Consider the following 15062-nt stretch of genomic DNA (forward strand, 5'->3'; position numbering starts at 1 on the left):
ATGAACACAACATTACGCCCGCACGACTTAATCTGGCTTAACGCGCGAGATGCGCTGGACGGCATCATCGAATCCTGGGTGGATGACGTCTGGCATAGCGGCCTTCCGGTGGTGGTGCGGCGTGATGTTGATGCGCAGGGGCGTGTGCCCGTTGGCGTGCGCGGTATGAAGCGGGACCAGCGTGCGGCGGGCTGGGCCAAACCGGACGCCATCACTCGAGTTTGTACGCCGGAATCGCTGGTCGACGCGCAGACGTTATTGTGCTCGCCCTTTCTCTCTCAGCCACCGCTTCAGGTGGCTTTACTGCTGGCACAGCAGACGTGGCCGTGGACGTGGGGGATAACCGGGAGTACCGGCTACGCGCTGGTGACCGGGATCCCGGTTATCCACGCGGCAAGCGATCTGGACTTGTTGATCCGCGCGCCGCAGCCGCTGGCGCGTGAACAGCTTGAGACGTGGCATCAGCAGTTAGCAGGCGGGCTGTGCCGGGCGGATACTCAGGTGGAAACGCCATACGGCGCGTTTGCCCTCAACGAATGGCTGCGCGATGGCAAGGCACTGTTAAAAACCTCGCAGGGGCCGCGGCTGGTGAGCGACCCGTGGGGTAGGGAGGAGTAAATGAAAATTCTGTTTACCTTTCCGGGGCAGGGAACGCAGCACACAGGTATGCTGCAAAACCTTCCGGGAACAGAGTTAGCGCAGGCGCGGGAGGTGCTGGGCGCGGAAGCGGATACGCTTGATTCTCCCGATGCGTTGAAACATACCAGGGCGGTGCAACTGGCGTTGTTGATTGCTGGCGTCGCCTGGGCGCGCGAGCTGGCGCGTCGCGGCGTGTCGCCGGATATCGTCAGCGGTTTGTCCATCGGCGCTTATCCGGCGGCGGTAGTGGCCGGGGCGCTGGATTTTGCCGATGCGTTGCGGCTGGTGGCGCTGCGCGGCGATTTGATGGAGCAGGCCTACCCGCACGGCTACGGCCTGACGGCGATTATGGGGCTGACGCTGGCGCAGGTGGAATCACTGGTCGAGGGTAGCGGCACCTGGATCGCCAACCTGAACGCCGAAACGCAGATGGTGATTGCTGGTACCGACGAGGCAATGGCTAGCGTGGCGAAACGGGCGCTGGAAAAAGGGGCCAGCAAGGCGCATCGTCTGGCGGTCAGCGTGCCGTCGCACTGTGAACTGCTGGCGGAACCGGCGCAAAAGCTGGTGGCGGCGTTCAGCGATGTGACGCTCTCTCGCCCATGCTGCGCGTATTTGAGCGGCAGTACAGGACGCGTTTTATGGCAGCCGGAACAAATTGCTGATGACCTGGCGATGAATATGGCGCGCACGGTGCGCTGGCAGGAGGCGGTGATTTCCGCCAACGAGCGTGAGGCGCGGCTGGCGATTGAGATGCCGCCGGGCGGCGTGTTGACCTGCTTAACGCGTCAGGCCGCGTGGGAAGGGGAGTCTATCTCGCTGGAACGGAGTGGGGTAGATGTGGCTGTGCATCTGGCGAAACGGCTTAGGTCGTAGCAGGGATTGCCCGATAGCGCTGCGCTTATCGGGCCGCCCGCTGTAGGCCCTATAAGACGCGAAGCGTCACATCCGGCAATTACCCTACGGTCTGGAGGCTGCGTGCGTACATCCGCCCTTCGGCGGCCAGCGCCAGCAGGCTTGGATCGCGCTCGCGGTTGCGGGCAAAGACAATGGCGATAAGCTGCTGCATCTGGTACGACTCGGAAAGTTTCAGTAACTGCACGGTATTCTCATACATCTTCTTCATTCGCCCCGGCATCAGTGTAAAGCCTACGCCCGCCTGCACCAGACTGAGCATCGAAAAAATATCGTTCACGCGGGTGACAATCTCCGGCTCAAATCCGGCGACATGAAAGGCTTCCTGGAACCCGGCATAGGTGGCAAACCCTTCCGCCAGCGAGACAAACTTTTGATCCCGATAATCGCGCAGGTCAGCCGGTGATGAGGTATCGATGGTAGCTGTTGCAGGCGCCGCGAGATAAATATCATCGTGAAACAACGGCAGCACTTCCAGACTATTGCGATCGATGTCGCTTTCGGAAATTGAGATCAGAATCGCGTCCAGCGTACCGTCCTCCAGCATTTTCAGCAGGACTTCGTTAGAGCCCATGGTTAAATCCAGCTCCAAATCCGGACGGCGTAGCTTCATCCCCATAATCAGGTGCGGCACCGTTTCCAGCGTCAGCGAGTAGAGCGTGCCGACGCGCAGGCGCCCCTGGCCGACGCCCGCCGTTTTGCGCGTCTCTTCCAGCCCACGGGCCATCACATGCATCACTTCCTGGCAATATTCCAGCAGCGTCCATGCCGCCGGCTGGGCAATCAGATTACGCCCTTTATGGACAAAGAGCGGACAGCGAACGTTCTCTTCCAGCGTGTGCAACGCCCGGTGTACGCTGACGCCGCTGATATCCAGCACTTCGGCGGTACGGGCGATGTTCCCCTTCTCCATAAAGGTCATGAAGATGGTCAGCTTGCGGAAGGTAATGTCGTCGGTAACTGATACGCTCATCGTCCGGCCTTCTGTGATTAGTCGTTTTGCATCATCTGCTCAAGCTGCTCCTGCGCTTCCAGCCACGCCATCTCGCACTCTTCCATCCCGGATTTGGCTCTGGCCTGCAATTGCAGACACTCGGTCATTTCCGCTTTGCGGCTGGGGTCGTACAGGCTGCTGTCGCCGAGCTTCTCTTCCGCCTGCGCCAACTGGGCGTTGAGCTTCTCCATCTCTTTTTCCAGACGGGCGATCTCTTTACGCAGCGGCTGCGTCAGGGTACGCAGTTCGGCTTCACGACGCTTCTGATCTTTACGTGACTGGGCGCTATTAGCATTCTCTTTTACTGGTTCATCGCTCTGGTTTTCCTGCTTCTGTACGTCGCTCAGCCACTGCTGGTAATCCTCCAGATCGCCGTCGAACGGTTCGACTTTTTTGTCGTGTACCAGATAGAGGTCGTCGGTGGTGGAGCGGATCAGGTGGCGATCGTGCGAGACCACAACCAGCGCGCCGTCGAAGTCGATCAGCGCTTCGGTCAACGCCTGACGCATGTCGAGATCCAGGTGGTTGGTCGGTTCATCAAGCAGCAGCAGGTTCGGACGCTGCCATACGATCAGCGCCAGCACCAGACGCGCTTTCTCGCCGCCGGAGAAACGTTGCGTCTCTTCCGTAACTTTGTCGCCCTGGAAACCAAAGCCGCCAAGATAATCGCGCAGCTTCTGCTCCAGTTCTTGCGGCGCCAGACGCGCCATATGCTGCAACGGCGACTCATCGGCGCGTAAATATTCCAGTTGGTGCTGGGCGAAGTAGCCCAGCTTAATGCCTTTGGCGAGGCCGATTTCGCCGTGCAGCGGTTCCAGTTCGCCCGCCAACAGTTTAATTAGCGTTGATTTTCCGGCGCCGTTACGTCCCAGCAGACCAATACGCGAGCCGGGTACCAGGTTCAGCTTGATGGATTCCAGAATGATGCGCTCGCCATAACCTGCGCTGACTTTTTCCATCTTCAACAGCGGGTTTGGCAGGCTTTCCGGCGCGCGGAAGCTGAAATGGAATGGATTATCGACGTGAGCCGGGGCAATTAGCTCCATACGTTCCAACATTTTAATACGGCTTTGCGCCTGCTTCGCTTTGGTCGCTTTGGCTCGGAAACGGTCGATATAACTTTGCAGATGCGCTACACGTTCCTGCTGACTTTCATACATCGCCTGCTGCTGCGCCAGGCGCGTGGCGCGCTGTACTTCAAACGCGCTGTAGTTGCCGGTGTACTCGTACAAAGTCTGCTGTTCGATATGGATGATTTTATCCACTATCGGGTCGAGGAAGTCACGATCGTGAGAGATCAGAATCAGGGTGCCCGGATAGTTCTTCAGCCATTTTTCCAGCCAGATCACCGCATCCAGATCGAGGTGGTTGGTCGGTTCGTCGAGCAGCAGTAAATCGGAGCGGCAAATCAGCGCCTGGGCCAGGTTAAGGCGCATCCGCCAGCCGCCGGAAAAATCGCTGACCGGGCGTTCCAACTGATCGTTAGAAAAGCCGAGGCCGTGAAGCAGGCTGGCGGCGCGCGAGCGAACGGTCCATGCGTCGATGGTGTCCAGCTTACCGTGTATGGCGGCGATAGCATGTCCGTCGTTACGTTCGTTGGCGTCGTTAAGCTGTGCTTCCAGATAACGGTATTCGCGGTCGCCGTCAATGACATACTCAATCGCTGGCTGAGGTAATGCAGGCGTTTCCTGATTCACCCACGCTAATTGCCAGGTTCCGGGCAAAGCAAAACTCCCGGCATCGGCGCTGATTTCATTTTTTAGCAATGCCAGCAGGGTAGATTTACCGCAGCCGTTTTTACCCACCAGGCCGACCTTTTGGCCGGGATTAATGGTGGCCGAGGCATTGTCCAGTAGGACGCGCACGCCGCGACGAATTTGTAACGAGGAGAAAACAATCATAAGGCGCCGTATGTTCAGACTATGTTAATTTATCATTATGATGATGTAATGTTCGGGCTTTCCGCCGCGCTGGAGTGCAATGGTAGCTCAAAACAACGACTATACACAAAGTACAAAACCGGGAGGGGGATTGATGTCTCAGCCAGCGAAAGTCTTGCTGTTGTATGCCCATCCGGAATCTCAGGACTCGGTCGCTAACCGGGTACTGCTTAAACCGGCCATACAGCACAGTAACGTAACCGTGCATGATCTTTATGCACGCTATCCTGATTTTTTTATCGATACGCCCTATGAACAAGCCCTTTTACGTGAGCACGACGTCATTGTTTTTCAGCATCCCCTGTACATCTATAGCTGTCCGGCTTTACTTAAAGAATGGCTTGATCGCGTGTTGAGTCGGGGGTTCGCCAGCGGACCAGAGGGAAACCAACTGGTGGGAAAGTACTGGCGTAGCGTGATTACGACCGGCGAGCCGGAGAGCGCTTACCGGTATGACGCGCTAAACCGTTATCCGATGAGCGATATACTGCGCCCCTTTGAATTGACTGCGGCTATGTGCCGGATGCACTGGATGACTCCCATTATTGTGTACTGGGCGCGCCGCCAGTCGCCGCAGGCGCTGGCCAGTCATGCGAAAGCTTATGGCGAGTGGCTGGCAAATCCTGTGAGCGCGGGAGGCTATTGATGGAAGGTGCAGATTTATTGATGGCGGGGACGTTGTTTCTCTTCGCAGCGGTCGTGGCGGTGCCGCTGGCGGCCAGGCTAGGTATCGGCGCGGTGTTAGGGTATTTGCTGGCGGGAATCGCCATCGGCCCGTGGGGGCTGGGATTTATCAGCGATGTCGACGAGATCCTGCACTTTTCCGAACTGGGCGTCGTGTTTCTGATGTTTATCATTGGTCTTGAACTCAATCCTTCCCGGCTTTGGCAACTGCGGCGCTCTATCTTCGGCGTCGGCGCCGCTCAGGTGCTGCTAAGCGCGGCGGTACTGGCGGGATTGCTGATGCTCGCCGATTTCTTATGGCAGGCGGCGATAGTTGGCGGGATTGGCCTGGCGATGTCCTCGACGGCGATGGCGCTACAACTGATGCGCGAGAAAGGAATGAACCGTAGCGAGTCCGGGCAGTTAGGATTTTCAGTCTTACTGTTTCAGGATTTAGCGGTGATCCCCGCGCTGGCGCTGGTGCCGTTATTGGCGGGATCTGCCGATGAGCATTTCGACTGGTTCAAAGTGGGAATGAAAGTACTGGCCTTCGCGGTAATGCTGATTGGCGGTCGTTACCTGCTGCGCCCGGTATTTCGTTTTATTGCTGCGTCCGGCGTACGGGAGGTATTCACCGCCGCGACGTTGTTGCTGGTGCTGGGCGCCGCCTTATTTATGGACGCGCTGGGACTGTCGATGGCCCTGGGAACCTTTATCGCCGGTGTTTTACTGGCAGAGAGCGAATACCGGCATGAACTGGAAAACGCTATCGATCCGTTTAAAGGTTTACTGCTTGGGTTGTTCTTTATCTCCGTCGGTATGTCGCTAAATCTTGGCGTACTTTATACCCATTTATTGTGGGTGGCGGCGAGCGTCGTTATCCTGGTCGTCATAAAAATGCTGGCGTTGTACCTCCTGGCGCGGCTATATGGAATAAGAAGTTCTGAGCGGATGCAGTTTGCCAGCGTGCTGAGTCAGGGGGGCGAGTTCGCTTTTGTGCTCTTTTCTACTGCCTCTTCTCAGCGTCTGTTTCAGGGCGATCAAATGGCGTTATTATTGGTGGCTGTCACGTTATCAATGATGACCACGCCACTACTGATGAAAGGGATTGATAAGTGGCTATCGCGCCGCCTTAACGGTCCGGAAGAACATGATGAAAAACCGTGGGTCGAAGATGATAAACCCCAGGTGATTGTCGTCGGCTTTGGTCGTTTTGGTCAGGTGATTGCTCGCTTATTAATGGCGAATAAGGTGCGTATCACCGTGCTGGAGCGCGATATTGGCGCCGTTAATCTGATGCGCAAATATGGTTATAAAGTGTATTACGGCGACGCCACACAAGTAGAGCTACTGCGTTCTGCGGGAGCGGAGGCGGCGGAGTCGATTGTCATCACTTGTAATGAACCGGAAGATACGATGAAGCTGGTGGAATTGTGTCAGCAGCATTTTCCGCATCTGCATATCCTTGCGCGAGCGCGCGGACGGGTGGAGGCGCATGAGTTATTACAGGCTGGGGTCACGCAGTTTTCCCGTGAAACGTTTTCCAGCGCGCTGGAGCTGGGACGTAAGACGCTGGTGTCGTTAGGTATGCATCCGCATCAGGCGCAGCGCGCGCAGTTGCATTTTCGTCGGCTGGATATGCGAATGTTGCGGGAGCTGATCCCTGAGCATACCGACACAGGACAGATTTCGCGCGCCAGAGAAGCCCGACGTGAGCTGGAGGAGATTTTTCAGCGCGAAATGCAACAGGAGCGGCGCCAGTTAGATGGCTGGGATGAATTTGAGTAGAGGTTAACGATGGCAATCCGTAAACGTTTTATTGCAGGCGCGAAATGTCCAGCCTGTCAGGCGCAGGATACAATGGCGATGTGGCGTGAAAATAATGTCGACATTGTTGAATGCGTTAAGTGCGGGCATCAAATGCGGGAAGCGGATAAAGACGTTCGCGAGCATGTTCGCAAAGAAGAGCAAGTGATAGGGATTTTTCATCCGGACTAGCGATATGCCGCAGGTTTTTTTAAGCTAAAGGGTACACGGCTGCAGAATTCCGCTACAATCTGCGCCACTATTCTTCCCATGCTCAGGAGATATCATGAAAGTAGCAAAAGACCTGGTGGTCAGCTTGGCCTATCAGGTACGTACAGAAGACGGTGTGTTGGTTGATGAGTCTCCGGTGAGTGCGCCGCTGGATTACCTGCACGGCCACGGCTCCCTGATTTCTGGCCTGGAAACCGCGCTGGAAGGCCATGAGGTTGGCGACAAATTTGATGTTGCTGTTGGCGCAAACGACGCTTACGGTCAATATGATGAAAATCTGGTGCAGCGCGTGCCTAAAGACGTCTTTATGGGCGTTGATGAACTGCAGGTAGGTATGCGTTTCCTGGCGGAAACCGACCAGGGTCCGGTACCGGTAGAAATTACCGAAGTGGAAGACGATCATGTTGTGGTTGATGGTAACCACATGCTGGCTGGTCAGAATCTGAAATTTAACGTAGAAGTTGTTGCGATTCGTGAAGCGACTGAAGAAGAACTGGCCCACGGCCATGTTCACGGCGCGCACGATCATCACCACGATCACGGTGAAGACGGTTGCTGCGGCGGTCACGGTCATAACCATGGTCACGAGCACGGCGGCGAAGGCTGCTGCGGCGGTGGCGGTAAAGGCCACGGTGGTTGCGGCTGCCACTAATACCCGGCGTCTTTCAAGGGTAGGCCGGATAAGCGTTAGCGCCATCCGGCACAAAAAAGCGGGCAAAACCCGCTTTTTTTACGTCTCAATAATGCGGCGGCGGCGTTTCTTCCGCCTGAGAGGCGATGTTTGACGGCTGGCTGGCTTTTAACTTTTCCGTGAGCAAACGCAGATGATCGCGTAGCTTCGCCATCTCCATTTCATGTGCGGTTACCGTCAGGTTTAGTTCTTCTATGGTAATCTCCTGGAACGCCAGACGGCTTTCCAGTTCAGCCAGACGAGCTTCCATCGTGATATCCTGCATGATGTACCTCTTTATGTTGTCTCCGTCGGCGGATTCTACTTAACTTTACCGGCTTTCACAGCAACGATTACGCGCCCTACGAAACTAATTTAAACAAAAAGAGTCTGAAAAGAAGTGATAATAGGGCGTGTTCGTATGTTGATTTGTTCTGCAACGATTTATAGTACGCTTCTTACGTAAGTTAACATGGGGCGAGATGCCCCGGCCCTGGAGATATGGATGAAATCACTGTTTAAAGCCACGCTGCTGGCAACTACGATGGCCGTTGCTATGCACGCTCCGATCACTTTTGCTGCTGATGCGGCGAAACCGGCAGCTACCGCTGATAGCAAAGCAGCCTTTAAAAACGACGATCAAAAAGCGGCTTATGCGCTGGGCGCCTCGCTGGGTCGTTACATGGAAAATTCGCTTAAAGAGCAGGAAAAGTTGGGCATCAAACTGGATAAAGACCAGCTGATCGCCGGTGTTCAGGATGCATTTGCAGACAAGAGCAAACTGTCCGATCAGGAAATCGAGCAGACGTTGCAAACGTTTGAGGCGCGCGTGAAGAGCGCTGCTCAGGCGAAGATGGAAAAAGACGCTGCCGATAACGAAGCAAAAGGTAAAGCCTTCCGTGACGCATTTGCTAAAGAAAAAGGCGTGAAGACCTCTAAAACCGGTCTGCTCTACAAAGTAGAAAAAGAAGGTACTGGCGAGGCACCGAAAGATAGCGATACCGTCGTAGTGAATTACAAAGGCACGCTGATTGACGGTAAAGAGTTTGATAACTCTTACACGCGCGGCGAACCGCTCTCCTTCCGTCTGGACGGCGTTATCCCTGGCTGGACTGAAGGCCTGAAAAATATTAAGAAAGGCGGCAAGATTAAGCTGGTTATCCCACCGGCGCTGGCCTACGGCAAAACGGGCGTTCCGGGTATCCCGGCGAACTCCACCCTGGTGTTCGACGTAGAGCTGCTGGATATCAAACCAGCGCCGAAAGCGGATGCTAAACCTGCCGATGCGGCTGACGCTAAAGCCGCAGATGCTGCTAAAAAATAAAAACTGAGAGCCGCCGCTTGTTATAGCGGCGGTTTTTTTTATGCAGGCCGGATATATTACTCACCATAATTTGATTTGCGGGTAACGGCGTTTGCGCTGGTCGTTAAGGGCGATACCGTCGGCTGAGTTACCGCCAACGCATATACAGCCTGAAATAGACGAGTAAATTAGTACTGGAAAGAGGAACCCTCACTGTATTAATTTAATCATCCGCGTAAATAATGAGCCTGCCCTGAAAACATAACGACAGGCTCCTGAAAAGGAGTGTTTTTTTTCATGTCCAGGTCGCTTTTAACCAACGAAACCAGTGAACTTGATTTGCTGGATCAGCGTCCCTTCGATCAAACCGACTTCGATATTCTGAAATCCTACGAAGCGGTAGTGGACGGGTTAGCGATGCTTATAGGTTCCCATTGTGAAATCGTATTGCACTCTTTGCAGGATTTAAAATGTTCAGCCATTCGTATTGCAAATGGCGAACATACGGGCCGTAAAATTGGCTCGCCGATTACCGACCTTGCGTTGCGCATGTTGCACGACATGACGGGGGCGGACAGTAGCGTGTCGAAATGCTATTTCACGCGCGCGAAAAGCGGTGTCTTGATGAAGTCGTTGACGATTGCCATTCGCAACCGCGAGCATCGCGTCATTGGTCTACTGTGCATCAACATGAACCTTGATGTGCCATTTTCACAGATCATGAATACCTTTATTCCGCCGGAAACGCCGGAAGTCGGCTCAGCGGTCAATTTTGCCTCCTCGGTAGAAGACTTAGTCACCCAGACGCTGGAGTTCACTATTGAAGAGGTCAATGCCGATCGTAATGTCTCTAACAATGCGAAAAATCGCCAGATTGTTCTTAATCTATACGAAAAAGGCATTTTCGATATTAAAGACGCCATCAACCAAGTGGCCGATCGTCTCAATATCTCAAAACATACGGTTTACCTCTATATTCGTCAGTTTAAAAGCGGCGATCTTCAGGGGCAGGATAAATAATGCGTTATGCCATTATGGTCACCGGGCCGGCATATGGTGCCCAGCAGGCCAGCAGCGCATTGCAGTTCGCCCATGCGCTGCTCAATGAAGGGCATGAGTTAATCAGCGTCTTTTTCTATCGGGAAGGCGTTTATAATGCCAATCTCCTGACCTCGCCGGCTGGCGATGAATATGATCTGGTGCGCGCCTGGCAGAAATTGAATACGCAACATGGCGTGGCGCTGAACATCTGTGTGGCGGCGGCGCTTCGTCGCGGTATTATTGATGACACTGAAGCCGACAGACTGGGACTGCCGTCCGCCAATCTTCAGCCGGGCTTTACGCTAAGTGGGCTGGGCGCGCTGGCGGAGGCCTCCCTCACCTGCGATCGGGTGGTGCAGTTTTAATGAAACGTATTGCATTTGTCTTTTCCACCGCGCCGCACGGTAGCGCCTCAGGCCGTGAAGGGCTGGATGCGCTGCTGGCGACGTCAGCGCTAACGGAAGCGCTGGGCGTCTTTTTTATTAGCGACGGCGTCTTTCAGTTATTACCAGGACAAAAACCAGACGCTGTGCTGGCGCGTGACTATATTGCTACTTTCAAGCTCTTTGATTTGTACGATATTGATCAATGCTGGATCTGCGCGGCGTCGCTGCGCGAGCGTGGTCTGAAAAACGTCAATTTTGTGGTAGACGCCACGCCGCTTGAACCCGTAGCGTTACGCCGCGAGCTTGGCAACTATGATGTCATCCTGAGATTCTGAGGCGTTTATGCTGCATACCTTACCTCATTGCGCTTCGGGCGTTGATTTTCCCGCTTTGCTGCGCCTGCTAAAAGAGGGCGATGCGCTTTTGTTGCTCCAGGATGGCGTTACCGTCGCGATTGAAGGTAACCGCTTCCTTGAAAGTCTGCGCGACGCCCCCATAACGGTCTATGCCTTGAAAGAAGACATTGACGCCCGCGGCCTGGGTGGTCAAATTTCAGACAGTGTCGTCAGGGTTGACTATACTGAGTTCGTCAGACTCACGGTTAAGTATGCCAACCAGATGGCCTGGTGATGGCGGGATCGTTGTATATTTCTTGACACCTTTTCGACACCGCCCTAAAATTCGGCGTCCTCATATTGTGTGAGGGCGTTTTATTACGTGTTTACGAAGCAAAAGCTAAAACCAGGAGCTATTTAATGGCAACAGTTAACCAGCTGGTACGCAAACCACGTGCTCGCAAAGTTGCGAAAAGCAACGTGCCTGCGCTGGAAGCATGCCCGCAAAAACGTGGCGTATGTACTCGTGTATATACTACCACCCCTAAAAAACCGAACTCCGCACTGCGTAAAGTTTGCCGTGTTCGTCTGACTAACGGTTTTGAAGTGACTTCCTACATCGGTGGTGAAGGTCACAACCTGCAGGAGCACTCCGTGATCCTGATCCGTGGCGGTCGTGTTAAAGACCTCCCGGGTGTTCGTTACCACACCGTTCGTGGCGCGCTTGACTGCTCCGGCGTTAAAGACCGTAAGCAAGCTCGTTCTAAATACGGCGTGAAGCGTCCTAAGGCTTAATGGTTCTCCGTTAAGTAAGGCCAAACGTTTTAAATTAATGTCAAACTAAACTCGTAGAGTTTTGGACAATCCTGAATTAACAACGGAGTATTTCCATGCCACGTCGTCGCGTCATTGGTCAGCGTAAAATTCTGCCGGATCCGAAGTTCGGATCAGAACTGCTGGCTAAATTTGTCAATATCCTGATGGTAGATGGTAAAAAATCTACTGCAGAATCAATCGTATACAGCGCGCTGGAGACCCTGGCTCAGCGTTCTGGTAAAAATGAACTGGAAGCTTTCGAAGTCGCTCTCGAAAACGTTCGCCCGACTGTAGAAGTGAAATCCCGCCGTGTAGGTGGTTCTACTTATCAGGTACCAGTTGAAGTCCGTCCGGTTCGTCGTAATGCTCTGGCAATGCGTTGGATCGTTGAAGCTGCTCGTAAACGCGGTGATAAATCCATGGCTCTGCGCCTGGCGAACGAACTTTCTGATGCTGCAGACAACAAAGGTACTGCAGTGAAGAAACGGGAAGACGTTCACCGTATGGCAGAAGCCAACAAGGCGTTCGCACACTACCGTTGGTAATCCCTTCGGAGTCATAGTCACCAGACGGGCGCTTCAGATAAGTCGCCCGTTTTGGATAACTTAACTGAACGCCTAAAGATATCAACGAGGAATCAAATGGCTCGTACAACACCCATCGCACGCTACCGTAACATCGGTATCAGTGCGCACATCGACGCCGGTAAAACCACTACTACCGAACGTATTCTGTTCTACACCGGTGTAAACCACAAAATCGGTGAAGTTCATGACGGCGCAGCCACCATGGACTGGATGGAGCAGGAGCAGGAGCGTGGTATTACTATCACCTCCGCAGCGACTACTGCATTCTGGTCTGGTATGGCTAAGCAGTATGAACCGCATCGCATCAACATCATCGACACCCCGGGGCACGTTGACTTCACTATCGAAGTAGAACGTTCCATGCGTGTTCTCGATGGTGCGGTAATGGTTTACTGCGCAGTTGGTGGTGTTCAGCCGCAGTCTGAAACCGTATGGCGTCAGGCAAACAAATACAAAGTTCCGCGTATTGCGTTCGTTAACAAAATGGACCGCATGGGCGCGAACTTCCTGAAAGTTGTTGGTCAGATCAAAACCCGTCTGGGCGCGAACCCGGTTCCGCTGCAGCTGGCAATTGGTGCTGAAGAAGGTTTCACCGGCGTTGTTGACCTGGTGAAAATGAAAGCCATCAACTGGAACGATGCCGACCAGGGCGTTACCTTCGAATACGAAGATATCCCGGCTGACATGCAGGACCTGGCTAACGAATGGCACCAGAACCTGATCGAGTCCGCCGCAGAAGCTTCTGAAGAGCTGATGGAAAAATACCTGGGTGGTGAAGAACTGACTGAAGAAGAGATCAAACAAGCTCTGCGTCAGCGCGTTCTGAACAACGAAATCATCCTGGTAACCTGTGGTTCTGCATTCAAGAACAAAGGTGTTCAGGCGATGCTGGATGCGGTAATTGATTACCTGCCATCCCCGGTAGACGTACCTGCGATCAACGGTATTCTGGACGACGGTAAAGATACTCCGGCTGAGCGTCACGCAAGCGACGACGAGCCGTTCTCTGCGCTGGCGTTCAAAATCGCTACCGACCCGTTTGTGGGTAACCTGACCTTCTTCCGTGTGTACTCCGGTGTGGTTAACTCTGGTGATACCGTACTGAACTCCGTGAAAACCGCACGTGAGCGTTTCGGTCGTATCGTTCAGATGCACGCCAACAAACGTGAAGAGATCAAAGAAGTTCGCGCGGGCGACATCGCGGCTGCTATCGGCCTGAAAGACGTGACTACCGGTGACACCCTGTGTGATCCGGAAAACCCGATCATTCTGGAACGTATGGAATTCCCTGAGCCGGTAATCTCCATCGCGGTAGAACCGAAAACCAAAGCTGACCAGGAAAAAATGGGTCTGGCTCTGGGCCGTCTGGCGAAAGAAGACCCGTCATTCCGCGTATGGACTGACGAAGAATCTAACCAGACCATCATCGCTGGTATGGGTGAACTTCACCTGGATATCATCGTTGACCGTATGAAGCGTGAATTCAACGTTGAAGCTAACGTGGGTAAACCTCAGGTTGCTTACCGCGAAGCGATTCGCGCGAAAGTTACCGATATCGAAGGTAAACACGCGAAACAGTCCGGTGGTCGCGGTCAGTATGGTCATGTTGTTATCGACATGTACCCGCTGGAGCCGGGCTCTAACCCGAAAGGTTACGAGTTCATCAACGACATCAAAGGTGGTGTAATTCCTGGCGAATACATCCCGGCCGTTGATAAAGGCATCCAGGAGCAGCTGAAGTCTGGCCCGCTGGCGGGTTATCCGGTAGTTGATCTCGGCGTGCGTCTGCACTTCGGTTCTTACCATGACGTTGACTCCTCTGAGCTGGCGTTTAAACTGGCTGCGTCTATCGCCTTTAAAGAAGGCTTTAAGAAAGCAAAACCAGTTCTGCTTGAGCCGATCATGAAGGTTGAAGTAGAAACACCTGAAGAGAATACCGGTGACGTTATCGGCGACCTTAGCCGCCGTCGTGGTATGCTCAAAGGTCAGGAATCTGAAGTTACAGGCGTTAAGATCCACGCTGAAGTACCGCTGTCTGAAATGTTCGGATATGCAACTCAGCTGCGTTCTCTGACCAAAGGTCGCGCATCGTACACTATGGAATTCCTGAAGTATGATGATGCGCCGAACAACGTTGCTCAGGCCGTAATCGAAGCCCGTGGTAAATAAGCCGCAGGGTTAAAAACCAAAATCCCGTGCTCTCTCCTGAAGGGGAGAGCGCTATAGTAAGGAATATAGCCGTGTCTAAAGAAAAATTTGAACGTACAAAACCGCACGTTAACGTCGGCACCATCGGTCACGTTGACCACGGTAAAACTACCCTGACCGCTGCAATCACCACCGTACTGGCTAAAACCTACGGCGGTGCTGCTCGTGCTTTCGACCAGATCGATAACGCGCCGGAAGAAAAAGCGCGTGGTATCACCATCAACACTTCTCACGTTGAATACGATACCCCGACTCGCCACTACGCACACGTAGACTGCCCGGGGCACGCCGACTATGTTAAAAACATGATCACCGGTGCTGCTCAGATGGACGGCGCGATCCTGGTTGTTGCTGCGACTGACGGCCCGATGCCGCAGACCCGTGAGCACATCCTGCTGGGTCGTCAGGTAGGCGTTCCGTACATCATCGTGTTCCTGAACAAATGCGACATGGTTGATGACGAAGAGCTGCTGGAACTGGTTGAAATGGAAGTTCGTGAACTTCTGTCTCAGTACGACTTCCCGGGCG

General features: G+C 53.9%; 18 protein-coding genes. 15 read left to right on the forward strand and 3 right to left on the reverse strand.

The window, feature by feature from the left end:
* Positions 1–618: a malonate decarboxylase holo-ACP synthase gene (locus tag F4V61_RS13990; protein ID WP_001098397.1), complete on the forward strand. Its 618-nt coding sequence runs from the start codon at positions 1–3 to the stop codon at positions 616–618.
* On the forward strand, positions 619–1515 hold the full coding sequence (gene mdcH, locus F4V61_RS13995; RefSeq protein ID WP_000697269.1) for a malonate decarboxylase subunit epsilon: 897 nt from the start codon (positions 619–621) through the stop codon (positions 1513–1515).
* 79 nt (positions 1516–1594) lie between these two features.
* Here the strand turns inward: mdcH and F4V61_RS14000 are convergent, their stop codons facing one another.
* Both F4V61_RS14000 and F4V61_RS14005 read right to left on the reverse strand, forming a co-directional pair.
* A complete protein-coding gene (locus F4V61_RS14000; protein WP_000117013.1) occupies positions 1595–2527 on the reverse strand; it encodes a LysR substrate-binding domain-containing protein in 933 nt (310 codons plus the stop codon).
* Between the two features lie 17 nt (positions 2528–2544).
* A complete protein-coding gene (locus F4V61_RS14005) occupies positions 2545–4449 on the reverse strand; it encodes an ABC transporter ATP-binding protein (protein WP_080160976.1) in 1905 nt (634 codons plus the stop codon).
* 133 nt (positions 4450–4582) lie between these two features.
* Here F4V61_RS14005 and kefG point away from each other — a divergent pair, with 133 nt between their 5' ends.
* The 4 genes from kefG (at position 4583) to slyD (ending at position 7840) form a co-directional block, all read left to right on the forward strand.
* Positions 4583–5134 carry a glutathione-regulated potassium-efflux system ancillary protein KefG gene (kefG, locus tag F4V61_RS14010; RefSeq protein WP_000081822.1) on the forward strand — a complete coding sequence of 184 codons (552 nt, stop codon included), beginning with the start codon at positions 4583–4585 and terminating at the stop codon, positions 5132–5134.
* Positions 5134–6939 (forward strand): glutathione-regulated potassium-efflux system protein KefB, encoded by a 1806-nt coding sequence (gene kefB / locus F4V61_RS14015; protein WP_000398121.1) that lies wholly within the window; start codon positions 5134–5136, stop codon positions 6937–6939. Before kefG ends, kefB begins: the two co-directional genes overlap by 1 nt.
* A gap of 9 nt (positions 6940–6948) precedes the next feature.
* Positions 6949–7149 carry a YheV family putative zinc ribbon protein gene (locus F4V61_RS14020; RefSeq protein ID WP_001007735.1) on the forward strand — a complete coding sequence of 67 codons (201 nt, stop codon included), beginning with the start codon at positions 6949–6951 and terminating at the stop codon, positions 7147–7149.
* Positions 7150–7243: 94 nt separating this feature from the next.
* Positions 7244–7840 carry a peptidylprolyl isomerase gene (gene slyD, locus F4V61_RS14025; RefSeq protein WP_000861342.1) on the forward strand — a complete coding sequence of 199 codons (597 nt, stop codon included), beginning with the start codon at positions 7244–7246 and terminating at the stop codon, positions 7838–7840.
* Positions 7841–7925: 85 nt separating this feature from the next.
* Here slyD and F4V61_RS14030 read toward each other — a convergent pair whose 3' ends face one another.
* Positions 7926–8144: a protein SlyX gene (locus F4V61_RS14030; RefSeq protein WP_001152701.1), complete on the reverse strand. Its 219-nt coding sequence runs from the start codon at positions 8142–8144 to the stop codon at positions 7926–7928.
* A gap of 219 nt (positions 8145–8363) precedes the next feature.
* On the opposite strand from F4V61_RS14030, the gene fkpA reads away from it, so the two are divergent.
* The 9 genes from fkpA to F4V61_RS14075 form a co-directional block, all read left to right on the forward strand.
* Positions 8364–9182, forward strand: a complete 819-nt coding sequence (gene fkpA, locus F4V61_RS14035; protein ID WP_038397503.1) for an FKBP-type peptidyl-prolyl cis-trans isomerase — start codon at positions 8364–8366, stop codon at positions 9180–9182.
* A gap of 276 nt (positions 9183–9458) precedes the next feature.
* Entirely contained in the window at positions 9459–10181 is a 723-nt protein-coding gene (locus F4V61_RS14040; RefSeq protein ID WP_000091463.1) for a helix-turn-helix transcriptional regulator, read from the forward strand.
* Positions 10181–10567: a sulfurtransferase complex subunit TusD gene (gene tusD / locus F4V61_RS14045; protein WP_001268007.1), complete on the forward strand. Its 387-nt coding sequence runs from the start codon at positions 10181–10183 to the stop codon at positions 10565–10567. Before F4V61_RS14040 ends, tusD begins: the two co-directional genes overlap by 1 nt.
* Positions 10567–10923, forward strand: coding sequence for a sulfurtransferase complex subunit TusC (gene tusC / locus F4V61_RS14050; protein ID WP_000820709.1), 357 nt, complete (start codon positions 10567–10569; stop codon positions 10921–10923). Before tusD ends, tusC begins: the two co-directional genes overlap by 1 nt.
* A gap of 7 nt (positions 10924–10930) precedes the next feature.
* Complete coding sequence (gene tusB, locus F4V61_RS14055) at positions 10931–11218, forward strand: sulfurtransferase complex subunit TusB (RefSeq protein ID WP_000903398.1); 288 nt, start codon at positions 10931–10933, stop codon at positions 11216–11218.
* Between the two features lie 125 nt (positions 11219–11343).
* Positions 11344–11718 carry a 30S ribosomal protein S12 gene (rpsL, locus tag F4V61_RS14060; RefSeq protein WP_000246815.1) on the forward strand — a complete coding sequence of 125 codons (375 nt, stop codon included), beginning with the start codon at positions 11344–11346 and terminating at the stop codon, positions 11716–11718.
* A gap of 95 nt (positions 11719–11813) precedes the next feature.
* The gene (rpsG, locus tag F4V61_RS14065) at positions 11814–12284 is read left to right on the forward strand and encodes a 30S ribosomal protein S7 (protein ID WP_035894363.1); all 471 of its coding nucleotides are present in this window, start codon (positions 11814–11816) and stop codon (positions 12282–12284) included.
* Between the two features lie 96 nt (positions 12285–12380).
* Positions 12381–14495: an elongation factor G gene (gene fusA / locus F4V61_RS14070; protein WP_000124693.1), complete on the forward strand. Its 2115-nt coding sequence runs from the start codon at positions 12381–12383 to the stop codon at positions 14493–14495.
* 71 nt (positions 14496–14566) lie between these two features.
* Positions 14567–15062 (forward strand): GTP-binding protein (locus tag F4V61_RS14075; protein ID WP_000031734.1); only part of this gene is annotated, 496 nt, incomplete at its 3' end.

Source organism: Salmonella enterica subsp. arizonae, from assembly GCF_008692845.1.
Classification (GTDB): Bacteria; Pseudomonadota; Gammaproteobacteria; order Enterobacterales; family Enterobacteriaceae; genus Salmonella; species Salmonella arizonae.